This window comes from Frigoribacterium sp. 2355, assembly GCF_054060695.1.
The window spans coordinates 273,053-294,012 of record NZ_JBSSDL010000004.1; the positions used below are offsets into that span (position 1 = coordinate 273,053).

19 protein-coding genes are annotated in these 20,960 nt (G+C 71.4%); 16 read left to right on the forward strand and 3 right to left on the reverse strand.

Annotation, left to right across the window (positions count from 1 at the left end):
- Positions 1–25 precede the first annotated feature (25 nt).
- The 14 genes from hpt (at position 26) to ACVJ1F_RS07585 (ending at position 14,956) form a co-directional block, all read left to right on the forward strand.
- A complete protein-coding gene (hpt, locus tag ACVJ1F_RS07520; protein ID WP_056044086.1) occupies positions 26–577 on the forward strand; it encodes a hypoxanthine phosphoribosyltransferase in 552 nt (183 codons plus the stop codon).
- 125 nt (positions 578–702) lie between these two features.
- On the forward strand, positions 703–2,694 hold the full coding sequence (ftsH, locus tag ACVJ1F_RS07525; RefSeq protein WP_456885497.1) for an ATP-dependent zinc metalloprotease FtsH: 1,992 nt from the start codon (positions 703–705) through the stop codon (positions 2,692–2,694).
- A gap of 661 nt (positions 2,695–3,355) precedes the next feature.
- Positions 3,356–4,189 (forward strand): dihydropteroate synthase, encoded by an 834-nt coding sequence (gene folP / locus ACVJ1F_RS07530; RefSeq protein WP_456885527.1) that lies wholly within the window; start codon positions 3,356–3,358, stop codon positions 4,187–4,189.
- Positions 4,186–4,677: a dihydroneopterin aldolase gene (gene folB, locus ACVJ1F_RS07535; RefSeq protein WP_456885498.1), complete on the forward strand. Its 492-nt coding sequence runs from the start codon at positions 4,186–4,188 to the stop codon at positions 4,675–4,677. Before folP ends, folB begins: the two co-directional genes overlap by 4 nt.
- Positions 4,674–5,360, forward strand: a complete 687-nt coding sequence (folK, locus tag ACVJ1F_RS07540) for a 2-amino-4-hydroxy-6-hydroxymethyldihydropteridine diphosphokinase (protein WP_456885499.1) — start codon at positions 4,674–4,676, stop codon at positions 5,358–5,360. The genes folB and folK overlap by 4 nt, the downstream gene beginning before the upstream one ends.
- A complete protein-coding gene (locus ACVJ1F_RS07545; protein ID WP_056044083.1) occupies positions 5,357–5,833 on the forward strand; it encodes a DUF3180 domain-containing protein in 477 nt (158 codons plus the stop codon). The genes folK and ACVJ1F_RS07545 overlap by 4 nt, the downstream gene beginning before the upstream one ends.
- A 56-nt stretch (positions 5,834–5,889) precedes the next feature.
- Complete coding sequence (locus tag ACVJ1F_RS07550) at positions 5,890–6,369, forward strand: PH domain-containing protein (RefSeq protein WP_056044081.1); 480 nt, start codon at positions 5,890–5,892, stop codon at positions 6,367–6,369.
- Positions 6,366–8,261: a PH domain-containing protein gene (locus tag ACVJ1F_RS07555; RefSeq protein ID WP_456885500.1), complete on the forward strand. Its 1,896-nt coding sequence runs from the start codon at positions 6,366–6,368 to the stop codon at positions 8,259–8,261. The genes ACVJ1F_RS07550 and ACVJ1F_RS07555 overlap by 4 nt, the downstream gene beginning before the upstream one ends.
- Entirely contained in the window at positions 8,258–9,112 is an 855-nt protein-coding gene (locus ACVJ1F_RS07560; protein WP_456885501.1) for a Rossmann-like and DUF2520 domain-containing protein, read from the forward strand. Before ACVJ1F_RS07555 ends, ACVJ1F_RS07560 begins: the two co-directional genes overlap by 4 nt.
- 51 nt (positions 9,113–9,163) lie before the next feature.
- Positions 9,164–10,684 (forward strand): lysine--tRNA ligase, encoded by a 1,521-nt coding sequence (gene lysS, locus ACVJ1F_RS07565; protein WP_456885502.1) that lies wholly within the window; start codon positions 9,164–9,166, stop codon positions 10,682–10,684.
- Positions 10,685–10,847: 163 nt separating this feature from the next.
- Positions 10,848–11,120, forward strand: coding sequence for a hypothetical protein (locus ACVJ1F_RS07570; protein WP_192125163.1), 273 nt, complete (start codon positions 10,848–10,850; stop codon positions 11,118–11,120).
- A gap of 400 nt (positions 11,121–11,520) precedes the next feature.
- On the forward strand, positions 11,521–12,543 hold the full coding sequence (locus ACVJ1F_RS07575; protein ID WP_056044073.1) for a sigma-70 family RNA polymerase sigma factor: 1,023 nt from the start codon (positions 11,521–11,523) through the stop codon (positions 12,541–12,543).
- Between the two features lie 478 nt (positions 12,544–13,021).
- Positions 13,022–13,741: a hypothetical protein gene (locus ACVJ1F_RS07580; protein ID WP_456885503.1), complete on the forward strand. Its 720-nt coding sequence runs from the start codon at positions 13,022–13,024 to the stop codon at positions 13,739–13,741.
- Positions 13,742–14,104: 363 nt separating this feature from the next.
- A complete protein-coding gene (locus ACVJ1F_RS07585) occupies positions 14,105–14,956 on the forward strand; it encodes a serine protein kinase RIO (protein ID WP_456885504.1) in 852 nt (283 codons plus the stop codon).
- Positions 14,957–15,121: 165 nt separating this feature from the next.
- Here the strand turns inward: ACVJ1F_RS07585 and ACVJ1F_RS07590 are convergent, their stop codons facing one another.
- Positions 15,122–16,120 carry an NAD(+)/NADH kinase gene (locus tag ACVJ1F_RS07590; protein WP_082460093.1) on the reverse strand — a complete coding sequence of 333 codons (999 nt, stop codon included), beginning with the start codon at positions 16,118–16,120 and terminating at the stop codon, positions 15,122–15,124.
- A 195-nt stretch (positions 16,121–16,315) separates the two neighbouring features.
- On the opposite strand from ACVJ1F_RS07590, the gene ACVJ1F_RS07595 reads away from it, so the two are divergent.
- A complete protein-coding gene (locus tag ACVJ1F_RS07595; RefSeq protein WP_159828242.1) occupies positions 16,316–18,805 on the forward strand; it encodes an ATP-dependent Clp protease ATP-binding subunit in 2,490 nt (829 codons plus the stop codon).
- A 191-nt stretch (positions 18,806–18,996) separates the two neighbouring features.
- The gene (locus ACVJ1F_RS07600) at positions 18,997–19,602 is read left to right on the forward strand and encodes an amino-acid N-acetyltransferase (protein WP_456885505.1); all 606 of its coding nucleotides are present in this window, start codon (positions 18,997–18,999) and stop codon (positions 19,600–19,602) included.
- Positions 19,603–19,727: 125 nt separating this feature from the next.
- Here the strand turns inward: ACVJ1F_RS07600 and ACVJ1F_RS07605 are convergent, their stop codons facing one another.
- A complete protein-coding gene (locus tag ACVJ1F_RS07605) occupies positions 19,728–20,234 on the reverse strand; it encodes an SseB family protein (RefSeq protein WP_456885506.1) in 507 nt (168 codons plus the stop codon).
- Positions 20,235–20,247: 13 nt separating this feature from the next.
- Positions 20,248–20,928 (reverse strand): hypothetical protein, encoded by a 681-nt coding sequence (locus ACVJ1F_RS07610; RefSeq protein ID WP_137846761.1) that lies wholly within the window; start codon positions 20,926–20,928, stop codon positions 20,248–20,250.
- Between the last annotated feature and the right edge of the window lie 32 nt (positions 20,929–20,960).

Here is a 20,960-nt window from a genome sequence, read left to right on the forward strand (position 1 = left end):
ACGACCCCTGGAGCACGACACCACCATGGAACTCAGCGACATCGAGGCCGACCTGACCAGCGTGCTCTACACCGAAGAGCAGATCCACGCCAAGATCGCCGAGGTCGCCCGGCAGGTCGAGGCCGACTACGCCGGTCGCGAGCCGCTTCTGGTGGGCGTCCTCAAGGGCGCGGTCATGGTCATGGCCGACTTCTCGCGCGAGCTCAAGCTGGCCTCGGCGATGGACTGGATGGCCGTCTCGTCGTACGGCTCCGGCACCAAGTCGTCGGGCGTCGTGCGCATCCTCAAAGACCTCGACAGCGACCTGCACGGCCGCGACGTCATCATCGTCGAGGACATCATCGACTCGGGCCTCACGCTGTCGTGGCTGCTCGAGAACCTGCAGAAGCGCGGCGCGGCGTCGGTCGAGATCTTCGCGCTCTTCCGCAAGCCGGCCGCCGCCAAGGTCGCCGTCGACGTCAAGTACGTCGGCTTCGAGATCCCGAACGACTTCGTCATCGGCTACGGCCTCGACTACGACGAGAAGTACCGCAACCTCCGCGGTGTCGGGGTGCTCGCCCCGCACGTCTACAGCTAGCGGTCCGCTCCCGGGCGGGGCCGATCAAGCCCTCGGCGAACACCCATCCAGGGCATAGCAGCCCCGATGTACCCTTTTGCTCACGTTCTTCCTGCAGAAAGGTGTCGGGCGTCGCCCGTACTGACATGGACTTCAAGAAACTCTTCCGCGGTCCGATCATCTACATCGTGATCGCGGTCATCGGCATCGGCATCGGGTGGAGCCTCATCAGCGGGGCGGGCACGACGCAGATCTCGACCCAGAAGGGCCTCGAGGCGATCCAGGCCGACAAGGTCAAGTCGGCGACGATCTTCAGCAACGAGCAGCGCGTCGACCTCGTCCTGAAGGACGGCGACAAGGCCGAGCAGTTCTACTACGCGACGCCGCGTGGCTCCGAGGTCGTCGACGCCGTCACCGACGCGAACCTCGAGAACTTCGACGACACCGTCACGCAGACCAGCTGGTTCATGTCGCTGCTCAGCATCCTGCTGCCGTTCTTGATCATCGGCGTCATCTTCTGGTTCTTGCTCTCGTCCATGCAGGGCGGCGGCAGCAAGGTCATGCAGTTCGGCAAGTCCAAGGCCAAGCTCGCCTCGAAAGAGACCCCGCAGGTGATGTTCACCGACGTCGCCGGGGCCGACGAGGCCATCGAAGAGCTCGAAGAGATCAAAGAGTTCCTGAAAGAGCCCGCCAAGTTCCAGGCCGTCGGCGCCCGCATCCCGAAGGGCGTGCTGCTCTACGGCCCTCCCGGCACCGGCAAGACCCTGCTCGCCCGCGCCGTCGCCGGCGAGGCCGGCGTCCCCTTCTTCTCTATCTCGGGGTCCGACTTCGTCGAGATGTTCGTCGGCGTCGGCGCCAGCCGCGTCCGCGACCTCTTCGAGCAGGCCAAGCAGAACAGCCCGGCGATCATCTTCGTCGACGAGATCGACGCCGTCGGTCGTCACCGCGGCGCCGGCATCGGCGGCGGCAACGACGAGCGCGAGCAGACCCTCAACCAGCTGCTGGTCGAGATGGACGGCTTCGACGTCAAGACCAACGTCATCCTGATCGCGGCGACCAACCGCCCCGACGTGCTCGACCCGGCCCTGCTGCGCCCCGGCCGCTTCGACCGCCAGATCGGCGTCGACGCTCCGGGTCTCGACGGCCGCCGGCAGATCCTCGAGGTCCACGGCAAGGGCAAGCCCCTCGCCGCCTCGGTCAACCTCGAGGTGCTGGCCCGCAAGACCCCCGGGTTCACGGGTGCCGACCTGGCCAACGTCCTCAACGAGGCCGCCCTGCTCACCGCCCGCTCCAACGCGCAGCTGATCGACAACCGTGCCCTCGACGAGGCGGTCGACCGCGTCATGGCCGGCCCGCAGCGCCGCAGCCGCATCATGAACGACCACGAGAAGCTCATCACCGCGTACCACGAGGGTGGCCACGCCCTCGCCGCCGCGGCCATGCGCCACACCGACCCCGTGACCAAGATCACGATCCTGCCCCGCGGTCGGGCCCTGGGCTACACGATGGTCCTGCCCCTCGAGGACAAGTACTCGGTCACCCGCAACGAGCTGCTCGACCAGCTCACGTACGCCATGGGCGGCCGTGTCGCCGAAGAGCTGGTCTTCCACGACCCGACCACCGGTGCCTCGAACGACATCGAGAAGGCCACGGCGACCGCCCGCAAGATGGTCACCGAGTACGGCATGAGCAACAAGGTGGGCTCGGTCAAGCTCGGCCAGGCCTCCGGCGAGATGATGATGGGCCGCGACGGAAGCTCGCGCGACTACTCGGAGAACATCGCCGAGACGGTCGACGCCGAGGTCCGCGTGCTGCTCGAGCAGGCGCACGACGAGGCGTGGGAGGTCATCAACGACAACCGCGACGTGCTCGACTTCCTCGCCCGCGAGTTGCTCGAGAAAGAGACCCTCGACCACGACGAGCTCGCGAAGATCTTCAAGGACGTCCGCAAGCTGCCCGAGCGCCCGCAGTGGCTCTCGAGCGACAAGCGTCCGGTGTCCGACCGCCCGGCGATCCCGATGCCGACGAAGTCGCCCGTCGACGCCGAAGCCGTCGACGGGGGCGTCGACTCCGAGCCGACGACCAAGCCGGCCCGCACGCGCCCACCCCGCACGACGCCCGGCATCGCCACGGCCTGACGCACGATCGGCCCGACCGGCTGCGCCCAGGCGCAGCCGGTCGATAGCCTGAGGGCTCGTCCCGAGCACCGAACGGAGGTACCGCTTCGTGACCGACCCGTCCCGCGGCACCCCCGCCACGTCCGGTGGCGACGGACGTCCGCCCGCTGCGGCTCACGAGGTCGGCGCCGTGCCGTCGAAGCGACCTCGCGGTCGGGAGCGCTACCCGGCCGACGTCGTCGTGGACGCGCCCCCGGCCTCCGCCCGGGCAGCCGCCGACGAGCTCGCCGTGGGCCCGATCACGCAAGGACGTCTCGTCCTGGCGCAGAACGAGACCGCGGCCGTCCGTCCCCCGGCCCAGCTGCCGCCCGTCACGCACACGCCGGCGACCACGTCCGCGACGAGCCTCCCCGCCGAGGCGCCGGTTCCCGCAGTCCGCTCCGGACGTCGGCTCGTGGCCGGCGGTCGGTTCGAGGGGCCGCTGCACGAGCGCTCGTTCGACGACGCCGACCCCGTGCTCGAGGCGCGGCCACGACCCGATCGGCAGCGCGCCGGTTCGCACGCGGCACCCGCGGTGCGTGACCGGGTCGCGACCGGCCCGGGGTCGCACGCCGCGCCTCCTGCACCGGTTCTCCGCCGGTCGCGCGACCGATCCGGTGCTCGCCGGCCCGGCCCGCAGGTGATGGGCGTGCTCAACGTCACGCCCGACTCGTTCAGCGACGGCGGTCGTCACCTCGACATGGACGCCGCCCTGGCCCATGCCCGCGCCCTCGTCGCGCAGGGGGCCGACATCGTCGACGTGGGCGGCGAATCGACCCGGCCCGGTGCCTCTCGGGTCGAGCCCGCCGACGAGCTGCGCCGGGTGCTGCCGGTCGTGCGAGAACTCGCGGCCGAGGGGGTGCGCGTCAGCATCGACACGATGAACGCGTCGACCGCCGCCGCCGCGCTCGAGGCCGGTGCCGAGATCGTCAACGACGTGTCGGGGGGCCTCGCCGACGTCGACATGGCCCGGGTCGCCGCCGAGAGCGGCCGCACCTTCGTGGTCATGCACTGGCGAGGTCGACTCGACGGCTCGGGCCAGGCACCCGCCGCGGCGTCACGCGACTACGACGGCGACGTCGTCGGCACCGTCGCCGACGAGCTCGCCGCGCGGGTCGACGACCTCGTGACCCGCGGCGTCGACCCGTCCGCGATCGTGCTCGACCCCGGGCTGGGGTTCTCCAAGGACGCCACCCAGAACTGGCAGCTGCTCGCCCACCTCGACGTGGTCGGCCGGCTCGGCCTGCCCGTGCTCGTCGCCGCGTCGCGCAAGCGGTTCCTGGCCGACCTCCTGCCCGAGGGGGCGCCGCCCACCGACCGCGACCCCGCGACCGCCGTGATCAGCGTGCTGGCGGCCCAGGCCGACGTCTGGGGCGTGCGCGTCCACGACGTCGCCGGCACCCGCGTCGCCCTCGACGTGCTGCAGGCCTGGACCGAGGCCGCGGTGGCTCCCCGCCGACCGGCGAGGCACGCGTGACCGGCGTCGTGAGCGGGCCCGACGGCCTGCCCGCGTGCGAGCCCGAGCCGGTCACCGAGCACGAGCCCGAGTCGGTCCCCGAGCACGAGACGGTCGGCGGGCCCGTGCCGGTCCTCCGGGCGACCGGCCTCGACGTGCTGCGCCTCAGCGGCGTCCGGGCGACCGGCCACCACGGCGTCTTCGACCACGAGCGCCGTGACGGGCAGGAGTTCGTCGTCGACGTCGTCGTGCACCTCGACACCACCCCGGCGGCGTCCGGGGACGACCTCGGCGAGACCGTGCACTACGGCGTCCTGGCCGAAGAACTCGTGGCCGCCGTCGAGCGCGACCCGGTCGACCTGATCGAGACCCTCGCCGAGCGCCTCGCCGGCGTCGTGCTCGCGCACCGTGCGGCGGTCTCGACCGAGGTGACCGTGCACAAGCCGGGCGCCCCGATCACCGTGCCCTTCGGCGACGTGTCGATCACCATCAGCCGGGAGCGCGCGTGAGCGGCCCGAGCACGAGCGGCCCGAGCACGAGCGGCCCGAGCACGGGCGGCCCGAGCACCGGTGCGTCGAGCACGGCCGCGCCGCGCGTCCGGCGTGCGGTGATCGCCCTCGGCTCGAACCTCGGCGATCGCGACACCCTGCTGCGCGAGGCCGTCCGGGCCGTCGACGCGACCCCCGGCATCACGGTCGTCGCGGCCTCCGCGCCCGTGTCGTCGACCGCCGTCACGCTCGACGGCCTCGATCCGGGCAAGCCGACCTACCTCAACGCCGTGCTGCTCGCCGACGTCATGCTCGACGACGACGCCCTGCTCGACGCGCTGCAGGCGATCGAGGCCACGCACGGGCGCACCCGCGAGGTGCGCTGGGGCGACCGGACCCTCGACCTCGACGTCGTCGCCCTCGACGACGAGCGCATCGACACCGAGCGCCTGCAGGTGCCGCATCCCCGCGCCGCCGAGCGCGCGTTCGTGCTCGAGCCCTGGCTCGAGCTGGACCCGGAGGCGCGGCTCGCCGGAGCCGGGCGGGTCGCCGACCTGGCGTCCCGGCTCACCGAGCGCACCCGTCCCGTGCCGGGAGCGACCTCGCTGCTGGACCCCGCGCCCGAGCCCCCGTTGCTCGACACCACGTCCGACCACGGGTTCGCGCACGACCCGACCACCGACCCCAGCCCAGGAGCCCCGTGAAGCACACCCGCCCCTCCACCCTGGTCGGCCTGATCATCGTGGCCGTGGCCGCCGGCTTCGTCCTCGACTCGGTGTTGGTCGCCATGCGTCAGCCCTCGATCGTGCTGCCCTTCGCGCTCGGCCTCGTGCTGCTCGGCATCGGCGGCGTCGTCGTCTCGATGGCCGTGCCCGTGCACCGGGTCGCGACCGGGTCGAGCAAGGAACGCGTCGACCCCTACTACGCGACCCGCGTGCTGCTGCTGGCCAAGGCGAGCAGCCTGGCCGGTGCCCTGTTCGGCGGCTTCGCCGGGGGAGTCCTGCTGTTCGTCCTGTCCCGTGGCGTGGGGGTCGCTGTAGGCTCGCTCGTGCCCGCGATCGTCGCCGTCGTCGGCGGTGCGGGGCTGCTGGTGGCCGGCATCGTCGCCGAGCGCATGTGCACCGTCCCGCCCGCCGACGACGAGCACGGCCAGGGCTCGGGCACACAGGCGGTCTGACCGCCTGCGGTCCCACCACCGCCGACCGACCGCTGCCGACCGGAAGAGACGCCGACATGGACCGACTCGACATCCCCGACGCCGAGTGGAACCGCGTCTCGCCCAAGTACGTCTGGCCCGAGCTGATCGGCTACCTCGTCACCGGCCTGATCGTGGCCGGTGCCACCGTCCCGCTCTGGCTGATCGGCCAGTGGTGGACCTACGCGATCACCGCCGTCGTGGTGGTCGTCACCGTCGTGGTCGCCGCCCTGACCCCCCGTCGCGTCCGAGCGATCGGCTACCAGCTGCGCGAGGACGACCTGCTGCTGCGCAAGGGCATCCTGTACCTGCGCGTCGTGGCAGTGCCCTACGGGCGCATGCAGCTCATCGACATCAACCGGGGCCCGGTCGTCCGGGCGCTCGGCCTCAGCGACCTGAAGTTCGTCACCGCGGCCGCGGCGTCGGCCGTGACGATCCCGGGCGTCCCCGCCGACGAGGCCGAGCGGCTGCGCGACCGCCTCGTCGAGCTGGCCGAATCGCGTCGGGCCGGCCTGTGAGCGACCCCCGCACCGGGGCGGACGGCGGCGGGGGCCGACCCGCGCCTCCGGACGTCGCCGCGCTCACCGACGGCGAGTGGCACCGCCTGCACCCGGCCACCCCGCTGCTCAAGGGCGGCATCGCCCTGGCCGCGGTGCTCGTCATCCTGTTCAACAACGCGCGCGAGTACGTGGTCGAACTGTTCGTGCCCGGCGGTCGGCGGGGTGACGAGGGCGACCCGTTCGGGTACGTCGTCGACAAGGGCTGGCTGGGCCTGCTGCTGCTCGCCGTGGTCGTGGTGATCGCCCTGTTCGTGGGCGGGTTCTGGTTGTCGTGGCGCATGCACACCTTCCGGGTCGGCGAGGACGTCGTCGAGGTCCGCAGCGGCATCGTGTTCCGCACGAACCGGCGGGCGCGGCTCGACCGCATCCAGGGCATCAACATCCAGCGTCCCTTGCTGGCCCGCGTCTTCGGCGCCGCCAAGCTCGAGGTCACCCAGGCCGGGCAGGACGCCAACGTCACCCTCGCCTACCTGCGGTCGGCGTCCGCGGACGACCTGCGCCGCGAGATCCTGCGGCGCGCGGGCGGGGCGCAGCAGACGCACGCCCCGGCCCCGAGCGCGCCCGGTGCGCCGGTCGATGCGCGAGGCGCGGGCACGGGCGATGCGACGGACGTGGCCGCCGTCGCCGGGACCTCGACCCCCGGTCGGACCGGCGCCCCCGCCCCGCACCGGCAGGGCTTCGGCGGTCTGGTCGAGCAGCGCGCCCACGAGTTCCTCGCACCCGAGCTCGACCCCGACGAGGCACCGCCCCGGTCGGTCGTGGCCCTCTCGCCCGGTCGCCTCATCGGTTCGACCGTCCTGAGCGGTTACACGCTGTTCCTCCTGGCGGCGGTCGTGGCGATCGTGATCAGCGTGGTCACGACGGGCGAGTGGTTCCTGCTCTTCGTGCTGCTGCCGGCCGTGCTCGGCTCGGGCGGGTTCTACGTCAACCGCATCACGAAGTCGCTGCGCTACACGATCGCCGGCACGCGCGACGGAGTCCGCATCGGCTACGGCCTCTTCTCGACCTCGAACGAGACGCTGCCGCCCGGCCGCATCCACTCGATCAAGGTCAGCCAACCGCTGCTCTGGCGCCCGTTCGGCTGGTGGGACGTCAAGATCAACCGCGCCTCGCGTTCGAGCACGAAGGGTGCCGCCGGGCAGGAGAACACGACGATCCTGCCGGTCGGCGACGAGGACGACGTCCGCCGCGTCCTCGAACTCGTCCTGCCCGAGCTGGTCGGCGTGGCCGCCGTGGGCGTCGCCGCCGAGGAGGCGCGGGCCGGGTCGCCCGCACCGGCGGACGCCCCCGAGGCGGTCGCCTCCGCGGCGGTCCCGGTGGCCGACGCCTCCTCGACCGGCGAGGCCGCGCCTCCTGCCGTCGGGGGTGAGGGGACCGACGACGAGACGTCCGCGACCGGCGCTGCCGCGCCTCCTGCCGTCCGCGACGCCGTCGAGGCGACCACCGAGCACACCCTGTCGCTCGTCGAGGGCGGGCTCAGGTCGAGCGGCACCGACGGCGGTTTCACCGTGTCTCCGCGCCGGGCCGCCGTGCTGCGCTGGTTCTCGTGGCGGCGCAACGGGTTCCGCTCGGCGCCGGGTGCGCTGTTGCTGCGCAAGGGCGCGATCTGGCGCCAGCTCGTCATCGTGCCGCTGCCCCGGGTGCAGAGCGTCGGCCTGGTGCAGGGTCCGTTGCGCCGCCGGCTCCGCCTCGCGACCGTGCACCTGCACACGGTCCAGGGGCCGATCGTCGCCGAGATCGGCGCACTCGACCAGGACGACGCCCTCGGCTTCTTCACGACCGCCGGTCGCGAGGCCGTCGCCGCCGCCCACGCCGACCGCACCCACCGCTGGAGCGAGGAGACCCCGTGACCGACCCGTCGACCGGCGGCCCCTCCCTCGGTGGCCCGTCCCTCGGTGGCCCACGCGCCGCACCGCGCGACCCCCGGCCGACCGCGCGCGGCGCCGACCGGCGCAGCGGCCGTCTCGGCGTCGGCATCGTCGGCGCCGGTCGGGTCGGACCCGTGCTCGGTGCCGCGCTCGCCGCCGCCGGTCACGCGATCGTCGGCATCTCGGCCGTGTCCGAGCGCAGCCGCGACCGAGCCGAGGCGATCCTGCCGGGCGTGCCCGTGCTGACCGTGCCCGAGATCGTCGAGCGCAGCGAGCTCGTCCTGCTCGCCGTCCCCGACGACCAGCTGGCCGACCTCGTCCAGGGCCTGGCCGCGACGGGCACCTGGCAGCCCGGCCAGCTCGTCGTGCACACCTCGCCCCGGCACGGGCTCGAGGTGCTCCGGCCCGCCCTCTCGTCGGGGGCGATCCCGCTGGCGATCCACCCGGCCCTCGCCTTCACGGGCACGACCATCGACCTCGTCCGGCTGCGCGACGCCTGGTGCGCCGTCACCGCGCCGACCCCGGTCCAGCCGATCGGCCAGGCGCTCGTCGTCGAGATGGGAGCCGAGCCCGTCATCGTGGCCGAGGCCGACCGGCCGCGTTACGCCGAGGCCATCGCGACGGCCACCGAGTTCTCGGCCGCGATCGTCGCGCAGTCGGTCGGACTGCTGACCGAGCTGGGCCTGCCCGAGCCGGGCCGGCTGCTCGCGCCGCTGATGCGGTCGGCCATGGACGCCGCCCTCGGCGAGGCCGGGGGCGCGGCCGGCCCCGGTACCATCGACATGGCCTCGTTCGACGACGGCCCCACCGCGTTCGGTGACCCGCGCGCTTGACCCGGCCCGCGCCTCCCGCCCCCCCTCCACCACCCCAGGAGCACCTGACACATGACCGCCGCGCCCGACCCGACCACCACCCCCGACGACGAGGCGGCCACCGCCGCGCGCGAGGCGTCGGAGCAGAAGCAGGTGCGGCTCGACAAGCGCGCCCGCCTGCTCGAGGCCGGCGTCGAGGCGTACCCGGTCGGCGTGCCGATCACCGACACGATCGGTGCGGTCCGCGCCCGGTACGCCGAGCTCGAGACCGACAGCCGCTCGGGTGACGTCGTCGGGCTGGCCGGTCGCGTCGTGCACGCCCGCAACACGGGCAAGCTCTGCTTCGCCGCGCTCCAGGCCGGCGACGGCAGCCGAATCCAGGCCATGGTCTCGCTCGCCGAGGTCGGCGAGCAGCGCCTCGCCGACTGGAAAGAGCTCGTCGACCTGGGCGACCACGTCTTCGTCAAGGGCGAGGTCATCTCGTCCCGTCGCGGCGAGCTGTCGATCATGGTCGGCGAGTGGTCGATCGCGGCCAAGGCGATCCTGCCGCTGCCGAACCTGCACTCCGAGCTCAGCGAGGAGACGCGCGTGCGTCAGCGCTACCTCGACCTGATCGTGCGCGACCAGGCCCGCGCCACCGTCCGCGCCCGGGCCGCCGCGGTCTCGTCGCTGCGCCGCACCTTCGACTCGTACGAGTACCTCGAGGTCGAGACGCCCATGCTGCAGACCATGCACGGCGGCGCCGCGGCCCGACCGTTCCAGACGCACAGCAACGCCTTCGACACCGAGCTGTACCTGCGCATCGCGCCCGAGCTGTTCCTCAAGAGGGCCGTCGTCGGTGGCATCGACCGCGTCTTCGAGATCAACCGCAACTTCCGCAACGAGGGCGCCGACTCGACGCACTCGCCCGAGTTCGCGATGGTCGAGGCGTACCAGGCCTACGGCGACTACGACCAGATGGCCCGCCTGACCCAAGAGCTCGTGCAGAACGCCGCCATGGCCGTCTCCGGCTCGCACCTCGTCACCCTCGCCGACGGCACCGAGTACGACCTCGGCGGCGAGTGGGCCCGCGTGCCGATGTACGAGTCGCTCAGCGAGGCCGCCGGAGTCGAGATCACGCCGTCGACCACCGTCGCCGACCTGCAGGCGCTCGCCGCCACCGTCGACCTGGTCGTGCCGCACGAGACCCACGGCAAGCTCGTCGAAGAGCTCTGGGAGCAGTTCGTCAAGCCGTCGCTCGACCGCCCGACCTTCGTGGTCGACTTCCCGGTCGACACGAGCCCGCTCGTCCGCCAGCACCGCTCGAAGCCCGGCGTCGTCGAGAAGTGGGACCTCTACGTCCGCGGCTTCGAGCTCGCCACCGCGTACTCCGAGCTGGTCGACCCCGTGATCCAGCGCGAGCGCTTCGTCGAGCAGGCCGCCCTCTCGGCCCGCGGTGACGCCGAGGCCATGCGCCTCGACGACGACTTCCTCACCGCACTCGAGCACGGCATGCCGCCGAGCGGCGGCATGGGCATGGGCATCGACCGCCTCCTGATGGCGATCACGGGCCTCGGCATCCGCGAGACGATCCTCTTCCCGCTGGTCAAGTAGCGCCCGCGCTCGCGTTCGCGCCCGCGCCCGCGCTCGCGCGGGGGTACGGGCGCTCGCGCGTCGGGTGCAGGAGGCGCGGTGCCGGTCGGGCCCCGCGCCTCCGTCGTCTCGGCGTCGAGAGGTGCACGTGGTTTTCCCCGGGAGGGCGACGTACCCTGGTCGGGTGCCTGAGTCCCTTGCCGGAGCCATCGTCTTCTCCGTGACGCCCACCATCCTCGTGGGCCTCATCTTCTGGTTCATCGTCCGGGCACTGCTGCGCTCCGACCGCACCGAGCGGGCCGCCTACGCCAAGGTCGAGGCCGAAGAGCGCGCCCGGGCCGAGGCGGAAGAGCGCGCCGAGTCGCGTGAGCTGTCCGGCCGCGCCGGCGCGACCGGTACCTCGGGCCTGTCCGACCGGTCGGACCTGTCCGACCGCTCGGGCCGCCGCGCGGTCTAGTCCGGCCTCTCCCGCCACCGGGTGGTCGCCGAGGGGTGCGCCGGTGACGGGCGCGCCGGTGACGCCGGCGTCCTCAGGTCACGGCACCGCGCCTCCTGGGCTCGCGGTGCCGTTCGTCGTACCCCGACAGATCGGCCGCCGAGTTTCCGGTGAGCGACCTGGGAATGTGTACCCCCGGCGTGATAGCGGCCGCCTATACCCGTTCCGGGCTGCTGTCAAACGTCGTTCGCCTTCGTACCCCGTCGGCGTCGAAACTCTGGATGTGCGCTCGGAGTAGTCCCGTCAGGGCCTGCACCAGCTTTTTTCCGCACGCCCCCGCACGCCAGACTCGAAGTACGCCGACGAGCTTCACGAACTAATCGACGCGACACCAGGTCAGTACTCGAGCAGGGAGAGAACGATGACGACCACTTCCGTCACCACGCGCAACACCACCACAGCAACCGACGACACCGAGGTCGAGGTCCTGTCGCAGGTCCGAGGGGCCTCCACCGACCAGGTCGGCGACTACCTCCGCCACATCGGCCGCATGCCGCTGCTCGACGCAGCGGAAGAGACCGAGATCGCCCGCCGCATCGAGGTCGGCCTGTTCGCCGGCGAGAAGCTCAAAGAGCTGCAGGCGGCCGACGCGGTCAAGAAGAACCGCACCAAGGCCCACGCCGAGATGCTCCGCGACCTCCGCTGGCTGCAGCACGACGGCGAGCGTGCGAAGGACCGCATGATCACCGCGAACCTCCGCCTCGTCGTCAGCATCGCCAAGCGCTACACGCAGCGCGGCCTGCCCTTCATGGACGTCATCCAGGAGGGCAACCTCGGCCTCGTCCGTGCCGTCGAGAAGTTCGACTACACGCAGGGCTACAAGTTCTCGACCTACGCCACGTGGTGGATCCGCCAGGCCATCGCCCGCGGCCTCGCCGACAAGGCGCGCGCCATCCGCATCCCGGTGCACACCGTCGAGCGCATCAACCGCATCTCGCGGGCCGAGCGTGACCTGACCGTCGACCTGGGCCGTGCGCCCACCGTCGACGAGGTGGCCGAAGAGGTCGCCATGGACGTCGCCGACCTCATCGAGCTGAAGTCCCGTTCGCACGAGCCGGTGTCGATCCACACCGTCGTCGGCGATGCGGAAGACAGCGAACTGGGCGACTTCATCGAGGACGAAGAGACCCCGTCGCCCACGCAGGCCACCGAGAGCTCGCTGCTCAACCGCGACATGCACGCCCTCGTGGCGACGTTGCCCGAAGACGAGGCGCGCGTCATCCGCATGCGCTTCGGCCTCGACGACGACCAGCCGATGACCCTCGACGAGATCTCGAAGCGCGTCCACTCGTCGCGCCAGGCCGTCTCGCGCGTCGAAAGCCGTGCCCGCCTCCGCATGTTCGCGAAGGCCGTGAGCCAGGACCTTCAGCTCTACCTTCAGTAGGTCGCAGGCCGCACCACGTCAGGGCCGTCGCCCGGGTCACCCCGGGCGGCGGCCCTTCGTCGTGCCCGGGCCCCTCGCGTCTCGCGTCTCGCGTTTCGGGTCTCGCGTCTCGCGTCGGGGGTCGAGTGGTCCCGAATCGTCCTTCCCCGCGTCATGAAGGACGATTTGGGACCACTCGACCGCTCGGTGGGACGCGAACGGCTCGTCCCCAACGAGCGAAGGGGGGCGGTCGTGCACAGAGACGTCACGAGAGGAGGTGCGGGTCGGGTTCTGCCGACAAGGTCGCGTCATGCCCCGGATCGCCATCCCCCGAGAACTCGAACAGCCCTTCTCCGTCGCGCAGGGCAGGGCCGCGGGTCTCGGTACCGAGAGGATGCGGGGGCCGGATCTCGCGCGACCACACCACGGGGTGAGGGTCGCCGCCGACGGACACCCGATCGAGACCGTCGCCGACAGGGCCCGAGGCTTGGTGCCGGTCATGATCGACGGGTGGTGTTTCTCCCACGTCACGGCCCTGGCGCTCTGGGGGTTGCCCGTCCCCGCCAGGGTGGACCGCGGACAGGAGCCGCTGCACGTCAGCAGTTCGACGGGACGCAGCGTCCGTCGGAACGGTGTCGTGGGACATCGCGCTGCTCCCGAGCCGCTGGGACTCGTCGACGGGCTCCCGGTCGTCGAGCCGATCTCGGCGTGGGTGCGCTCAGGGCAGCTGTTGTCCCTCGACGAACTCGTCCGGATCGGTGACGCCCTCGCCGGATCGTGGTCGCCCCTGCCCGAGGCGCGGCGCCGGCCACTCGACGAGCTGGACCGGGCGATCCTCGAGGTCGGACGAATTCGCGGCATCACGAGCGTGCGAGAGGCTCGAGCGGTGGTGCGGCCAGCGGTCGAGTCGCCGAAGGAGACCGAACTTCGTCTGCTCCTGACCCGGGCGGGACTCCCCGAACCCGAGATCAACATCCGTACGTACGACCAGGACGGGCGATACCTCGGCAAGCCCGACCTCCGGTACGCGTGGTGCAGGCTCGCGATCGAATACGAGGGCGACGAGCACCGTCGTGACCCGTCGAGGTTTCGGCGGGATATCCGGCGCCGTGAGAGGTTCGCCGATGCCGGTTGGCGCACCGTCCGGTGCACGGACGACGACCTGCACGGGCGCCGGGCGGACGAACTCGTCGCCCGCGTCCGTCGCTTGCTGTCATGAGGCGCGTCGCGCCCGGCGCCCGCGCGTCATGCGCCCCGCGCCCCGCGCGTGTCACGCACGGCGACGATCGAGTGGTCTCGAATCGTCCTTCAGGCGTGGACGAGCAACGATTCGGGACCACTCGACCGGCGGCCGGCGGGAGAACGACCGTCGACAGGGGAGGCGCGGGGCGGTACCGTGGGCGGACCAGGGCCACGAGGTGGCCGGGCCACGAGACACTCCACGAGAGGGGTGATGAGCATGACTGCTGTCAACGCATGCCACGCGTACCCCACTCACCCCGAGACCCTCCGCCCGTAGCGACAGCCGCGCGACGCTCGTCGCGCCCGCCGGGCCGGTCTCACGCCTCCCCTGGAGCACCGCTTGTCCTTCTCCGACGATTTCGTCGTCCCCACCTTCTCCGCCGTCGACCCCGACTCCGACGCCGACCAGCGCTGGTCCACCTGGCCGGCCGCCACCCCCACCGAACGCGGGCCCCGGCCCTGGCCCGCCTGGGTCGTGACCTCCGCGGCCGCGATCGACACCGAGCTCGGCGTCGTCAAGACCGGCAAGGAGGCCGACGTCCACCTGATCGACCGAGCCGTGCCGACGGTCGTCGTGCTGGGCGCCGGTGACGGAGCCCGCGCCTCCTTGCTGGCCGCGAAGCGGTACCGCGGGCCCGAGCAGAGCGACTTCCACCGTTCGTCGGAGTACCGGGAGGGCCGACGGGTCCGCAACACCCGCGACGGCCGGGCGATGGCTCGCGGCTCGGCGCACGGCCGCCGGGTACAGGCCGGGCTCTGGGCCGCGGCCGAGTTCGACGCACTCTGCCGAATGCACTCCCTCGGCGTCGCCGTGCCGTACCCGGTTCAGATCAGCGGCACCGAGATCCTGATGGAGTTCGTCGGGCACGGGGTCGAAGCCGCGCCACGCCTCGCCCAGCTCAAGGACGACGGCGCCACCCTCTGGCCGCTGTTCGAGCAGGTGCACGAGATCGTGATCGGCTTCGCCCGGGCCGGCTTCGCGCACGGGGACCTCTCGCCGTACAACCTGCTCGTCCACGATGGACGGGTCGTCGCCATCGATGTGCCCCAGCTGGTCGACGTCGCGAGCAACCCGACCGGCGTCGAGCTGCTCGAACGCGACTGCCGCAACGTCTGCGCCTGGTTCGCCCGGCGCGGGTTCGTCCGCGACCCCGAGCAGGTCTTCGCCGAGGCGTTGGGCGAGGTGTACTAGGCCGGGGCCGCGCCGAACCCGCCCGCGTTCGTGACGACTGCCCCGGGCCGCACGACGGCGGCAGAACGCAGGAGGCGCGGCGCGCGATCACCGCGCACCGCGCCTCCTGAAGGCGAGCGCGTCGGTGCCCGGGGCTGATGCCCCTGGGCAGCGGAGGCGGCCGCGTCAGTGCAGGGGGCTGATGCCGGTGACGGCGGTGTCGTCGTCGTGGGCGACGCCGGCGAGGCCGCCGGCGCGTTCGGCTCGCTCGCGGAAGCGGGCCCGGACGTCGGTGGGGACGAGCTCGAGCAGTTGGTCTTCTCGCAACGGCAGGTCGAGCAGGCTGAGCTTCAGGCGGCCCTTGCGACCGTGTCGGTCGGCGTCCAGCCGGATGACCTGGCCGGCGTCGCGCCGCAGCACGAGCCTGATGACGCAGCCCTCGCTGACGTCGGCGACCACGCGCCCGTCGACCTCGAGCGCGGCCGAGTGCGTGCCGTCGCCGATCTCGAAGCGCAACTTCTCTCGCGGGCCGAGGACGACCGAGCGGTCGATGCCCGACATCGGCGCCACCGGGGTGACCACGACGGCCGCGATCGCGGGGGACAGGATCGGCCCGCCCGCGGCGTAGTTGTAGGCGGTCGACCCGGCGGGGGTGGCCGCGACGATCGCGTCGGCCTTGTAGTAGCCGTAGGGCGTCTCGTCGAGGACGAGGTCGGCCGAGACGACGCCCTCGCCCGGACGGCGGGCCACCGAGACGTCGTTGAAGGCCAGGTAGGTGTTCTCGAAGCCGGATGCCGAGTGCGTGACCTCGAGGGCGTGGTGCGCCTCGAGCGAGAACTGCTTCTGGCCGACGCGGTCGAGCGCCTCGGGCAGTTCGTGCGGCTCGACCTCGACCAGGAAGCCCACGTTGCCGTAGTTGACCCCGAGCACGGGCACGGGACGTTCGGCGACGAGCCGCATGGCGCCGAGCATCGTGCCGTCGCCGCCGAGGGCCACCACGACGGTGACGCGCTCGCGGAAGGTGCGCTCGTCGACCAGCTCGACGCCGTCGCCGACCCGTGCCGCGTCGGAGGTCATGGCGACGAGGTGCGCCTGTGAGCGGGTCGTCCAGCCGCGGATGATCTCGACGCTGTCGAGCACCGACTTCGTGGGGTGCGGAACGAGGCCGACCGTGAACTTGCCCATGGACGCGAGGCTAGCCGCCACCCCTGTCAGCGCGCCCCGTCAGCCCGCCTGCGCACTGCTCTATGCCCCCAGCGAACAGGGGCAGATTAAGCCGCGGGGCCTGGTTACTCTCTCTGTAAACCGGTGCCGAACCCTGCGGGCGCCAGATGCACATTCGGTGGCGACAACCACCCCGCCACCTAGGGAGCAAAGAAGATGTTCGAGAGATTCACCGACCGTGCCCGTCGCGTCGTCGTCCTCGCCCAAGAAGAGGCGAAGATGCTGAACCACAACTACATCGGCACCGAGCACATCCTGCTTGGTCTGATCCACGAGGGCGAAGGCGTCGCCGCCAAGGCCCTCGAGTCGCTGGGCATCTCGCTCGACGCCGTGCGCGAGCAGGTGCAAGACATCATCGGCCAGGGCCAGCAGCAGCCGACCGGCCACATCCCCTTCACGCCTCGTGCGAAGAAGGTCCTCGAGCTGAGCCTGCGCGAGGCGCTGCAGCTCGGCCACAACTACATCGGCACCGAGCACATCCTGCTCGGCCTCATCCGCGAGGGTGAAGGAGTGGCCGCTCAGGTGCTCGTGAAGCTCGGCGCCGACCTCAACCGGGTCCGCCAGCAGGTCATCCAGCTCCTCTCCGGCTACCAGGGGAAAGAGGCGGTGGCCGTGGGCGGCGAACAGACCCAGGGCGCGCAGGGCGGCAGCCAGGTGCTCGACCAGTTCGGTCGCAACCTGACGCAGGCCGCGCGCGACAACAAGCTCGACCCGGTCATCGGGCGCGAGAAAGAGATGGAGCGGGTCATGCAGATCCTCTCCCGTCGCTCGAAGAACAACCCCGTCCTGATCGGTGAGCCCGGCGTCGGCAAGACCGCCGTCGTCGAGGGCCTGGCCCAGGCGATCGTCAAGGGCGAGGTCCCCGAGACGCTGAAGGACAAGCAGCTCTACTCGCTCGACCTCGGTTCGCTCATCGCCGGCAGCCGCTACCGCGGTGACTTCGAGGAGCGCCTGAAGAAGGTCACCAAAGAGATCCGCACGCGCGGCGACATCATCGTCTTCATCGACGAGATCCACACCCTCGTGGGTGCGGGTGCCGCCGAGGGCGCCATCGACGCCGCGTCGATCCTCAAGCCGCTGCTCGCCCGTGGAGAGCTGCAGACGATCGGTGCGACCACGCTCGACGAGTACCGCAAGCACTTCGAGAAGGACGCAGCCCTCGAGCGCCGCTTCCAGCCCGTGCAGGTCAACGAGCCCTCGCTGCCCCACGCGATCAACATCCTCAAGGGGCTGCGCGACAAGTACGAGGCCTTCCACAAGGTGTCCATCACCGACGGCGCCATCGTCGCGGCGGCGAACCTCGCCGACCGCTACGTCAGCGACCGCTTCCTGCCCGACAAGGCCATCGACCTGATCGACGAGGCCGGCGCCCGCCTGCGTCTGTCGATCCTGTCCGCACCGCCCGAGCTGCGCGAGTTCGACGAGCGCATCGCCGGCGTCCGCGGCCAGAAAGAGGGCGCGATCGAGGACCAGGACTTCGAGAAGGCCGCCTCGCTGCGCGACGAGGAGAAGAAGCTGCTCGGTGAGCGCCTCCGTCTCGAGAAGACGTGGCGTTCGGGCGAGGCCGGAGCCGGCGGAACCGTCGACGAGGGCATCATCGCCGAGGTCCTGGCCCAGGCCACGGGCATCCCGGTCTTCAAGCTCACCGAAGAAGAGACCTCGCGTCTCGTCTTCATGGAGAAGGCCCTGCACCAGCGCGTCATCGGACAAGAGCAGGCCATCGCGGCCCTCTCGAAGACCATCCGCCGCACGCGTGCCGGCCTGAAGGACCCCAAGCGTCCCTCCGGGTCGTTCATCTTCGCCGGGCCCACGGGCGTCGGCAAGACCGAGCTGGCCAAGGCGCTCGCCGAGTTCCTGTTCGACGACGAGGGCGCGCTGATCTCGCTCGACATGTCGGAGTACGGCGAGAAGCACACCGTCTCGCGTCTGTTCGGTGCCCCTCCCGGGTTCGTCGGCTTCGAAGAAGGCGGGCAGCTGACCGAGAAGGTCCGCCGCAAGCCGTTCTCCGTGGTGCTGTTCGACGAGATCGAGAAGGCCCACCCCGACATCTTCAACTCGCTGTTGCAGGTGCTCGAAGAGGGTCGTCTCACCGACGGTCAGGGTCGTGTCGTCGACTTCAAGAACACGGTCATCATCATGACGACCAACCTCGGCACGAAGGACATCACCGGCGGCCCCGTCGGCTTCCAGATCGAGGGCGACACGGCGACCTCCTACGAGCGCATGCGTTCGAAGGTCACCGAAGAGCTCAAGAAGCACTTCAAGCCGGAGTTCCTGAACCGCGTCGACGAGACGATCGTGTTCCCGCAGCTCAACCAAGAAGAGCTTCTGCAGATCGTCGACCTGTTCGTCAAGCGCCTGTCCGACCGTCTGCTCGACCGCGACATGACGGCCGTGCTCTCGCAGTCCGCCAAGGAGCGTCTCATCGAGATCGGGTTCGACCCGTCGCTCGGTGCCCGGCCGCTGCGTCGTGCGATCCAGCACGAGGTCGAGGACCGTCTGTCCGAGCGCATCCTGCAGGGTGAGCTCAACGCGGGCGACCACGTCCAGGTCGACTTCGTCGACGGAGAGTTCACCTTCGCCACCTCGCGTCAGCCGGGTCGCGAAGAGGTCCTCGTGGGCGACGCCCCCGAGCTCGAGAGCTAGGCGCGATACCAGCACGACGGCAACACCTGCACGACAGCAACACCGAAGGAGGCGCGGGTCGCCTTCGACGCCCGGGGCGGTCTTCCACTGTGGAGGCCGCCCTTCGGCGTACCCGGGGCCGGGTCGCGAACGCGTCGCTAGGCTGGGCGGCGGCCCGCGCCTCCTCGGGTCGTGGTCTTCGAGGGAGTCCCATGTCAGACGCGGCAGACGCGCCCACCGGTGCCGACGGACTCGGCGGTGCCGACCGGCTCGGCGGTGCCGACGCGCTCGGCGGTGCCGACCGGCACGGCATCACGGTGCGGAACGCCGTCGTCAGTGATGTGCCGCACATCCAGCGGCTGTGCGAGCCGTTCGTGCAGAAGCGCATCCTGCTCGGCAAGGACCTCGTGACGCTGTACGGCGACGTGCAGGAGTTCCAGATCGCGGTCGGGCCCGACGGGGTGCCGATCGGTTGCGGCGCACTGCACGTCATGTGGGACGACCTGGCCGAGGTGCGCACGCTCGCCCTCGACGCCGCGTGGATCCGCAAGGGGGTCGGCCACCGCCTCCTCGAGTCGCTCGAAGGGGCGGCCCGCAAGCTCGAGATCGGCCGGCTGTTCTGCCTGACGTTCGAGGTCGACTTCTTCGAGAAGCACGGGTACCTCAACGTGGGCGACGAGGGGCTCGTGCCGCCGGACGTCTACGGCGAGCTCGTCCGGTCGACCGACGAAGGTGTGGCGGAGTTCCTCGACCTGGCCCGGGTGAAGCCGAACACGCTCGGCAACTCGCGGATGCTGAAGGCGCTGCCCGCGCTGTAATCGTCCTGGTCCGAGCTCACGTTCGCTGCGGCCGGTCGAGTGGTCGCGAATCGTCCCTCGTCGCGCCGGGAAGGACGATTCGGGACCACTCGACCCGCGCCTCCTGGGCTCTGGGGGCTCGTGCGCTAGCCGAGGGCCTTGAGGAGGTCTTCCGGGTTGGCGGCCATGGTGTGCGGGCCGGCGATGTCGAAGAAGACCTGCTCGATGACGTCGAGGTGGGCCTCGAGGAAGGCGCGCAGCGAGAGCGCGTCGTAGAGCATGACCTGACGGTTCGGGTCGTCGGGGACCATCGCGGCGTAGGTGTCGTCCGACGAGAAGAGCAGCAGGATGCGCTTGTCGGTGTTCTCGCGGCCGAAGACGCGGACCTGGTCGCCTTCGTCGGGGAGGGCTCCGTCGTCGGGGCCGCCGGTGGAGGGGGCGGCGTCGCCGTCGGCGGTGTCGATCGCGTCGACCGGCATCACGAGCTTCGGGACGACGACCACGTCGTGGCGCAGGGCGAAGGCGACGGCGGCGGCGTCCTGGGCGGCGAGGGCCAGCTCGAGCGACTCGGAGCGGAAGGTGCCATTGCGGTCGGCCGGGTCGACGGGCTCGCGGGGGTCGACGGGCTCGGAGGAGGGGGTGGCTGCGTTCACGGGTGGGTCACTGTCAGTTCAGGATCATCTGGGCGGTGTCGGCGGAGGTGATGTCGCCGACCGAGACGGCAAGGCGGTAGGTCGCGCCGCCGGCGGTGACGGGTTCGCGCGAGGTCGACTCGCAGGTGTCGGCGGACGAGCGCGTGCGGTCCCAGGCGATGGGGGGAGTGCTGAGGGTCTGGCCGGCGGTGAGCGTGACGACCTGGTTGGTGCCGTTGACCTGGCAGTCCTTCGACGACCAGTACTGCTCTTCGCCGCTCGTGACGACGAGCGTCTGCTGCGCCGAGCCGAGGTCGATCGAGCAGTCGGCGCGGCCCGAGTTGGTGATCGACATCGAGATCTGCGGCAGTTCGGTCGCGGCGTAGCTCGTCTTGTCGGTGACCGGCTTCAGTTCGATGTCGCGGGTCGAGCAGGTCGCGGCGTCGGAGGCGCCCTCGGTCGAGGTGTCGGCCGGGTCGGCGGTGGCGTCAGCCGCAGGGGCGGTCTCGGTGGCGGCCGGTTCGCTGGGGGCGGCATCGGCAGGGGGTGCGGAGGTCGTCGCGGCGGCACCGGGTTCTGCCGAGCCGGACCCGGGGCGGACGACGATCAACACGATGATGACCACGACCGCGATCAGACCGAGCGCGAGCACCGCACGACGACGCCAGTAGACCGAGGGCGGTTGCGGCCCGACCGGGTTCTTGAACGTCGACATGGGCACAGGTTAAGGGCCGGTCAGGGGGTTGG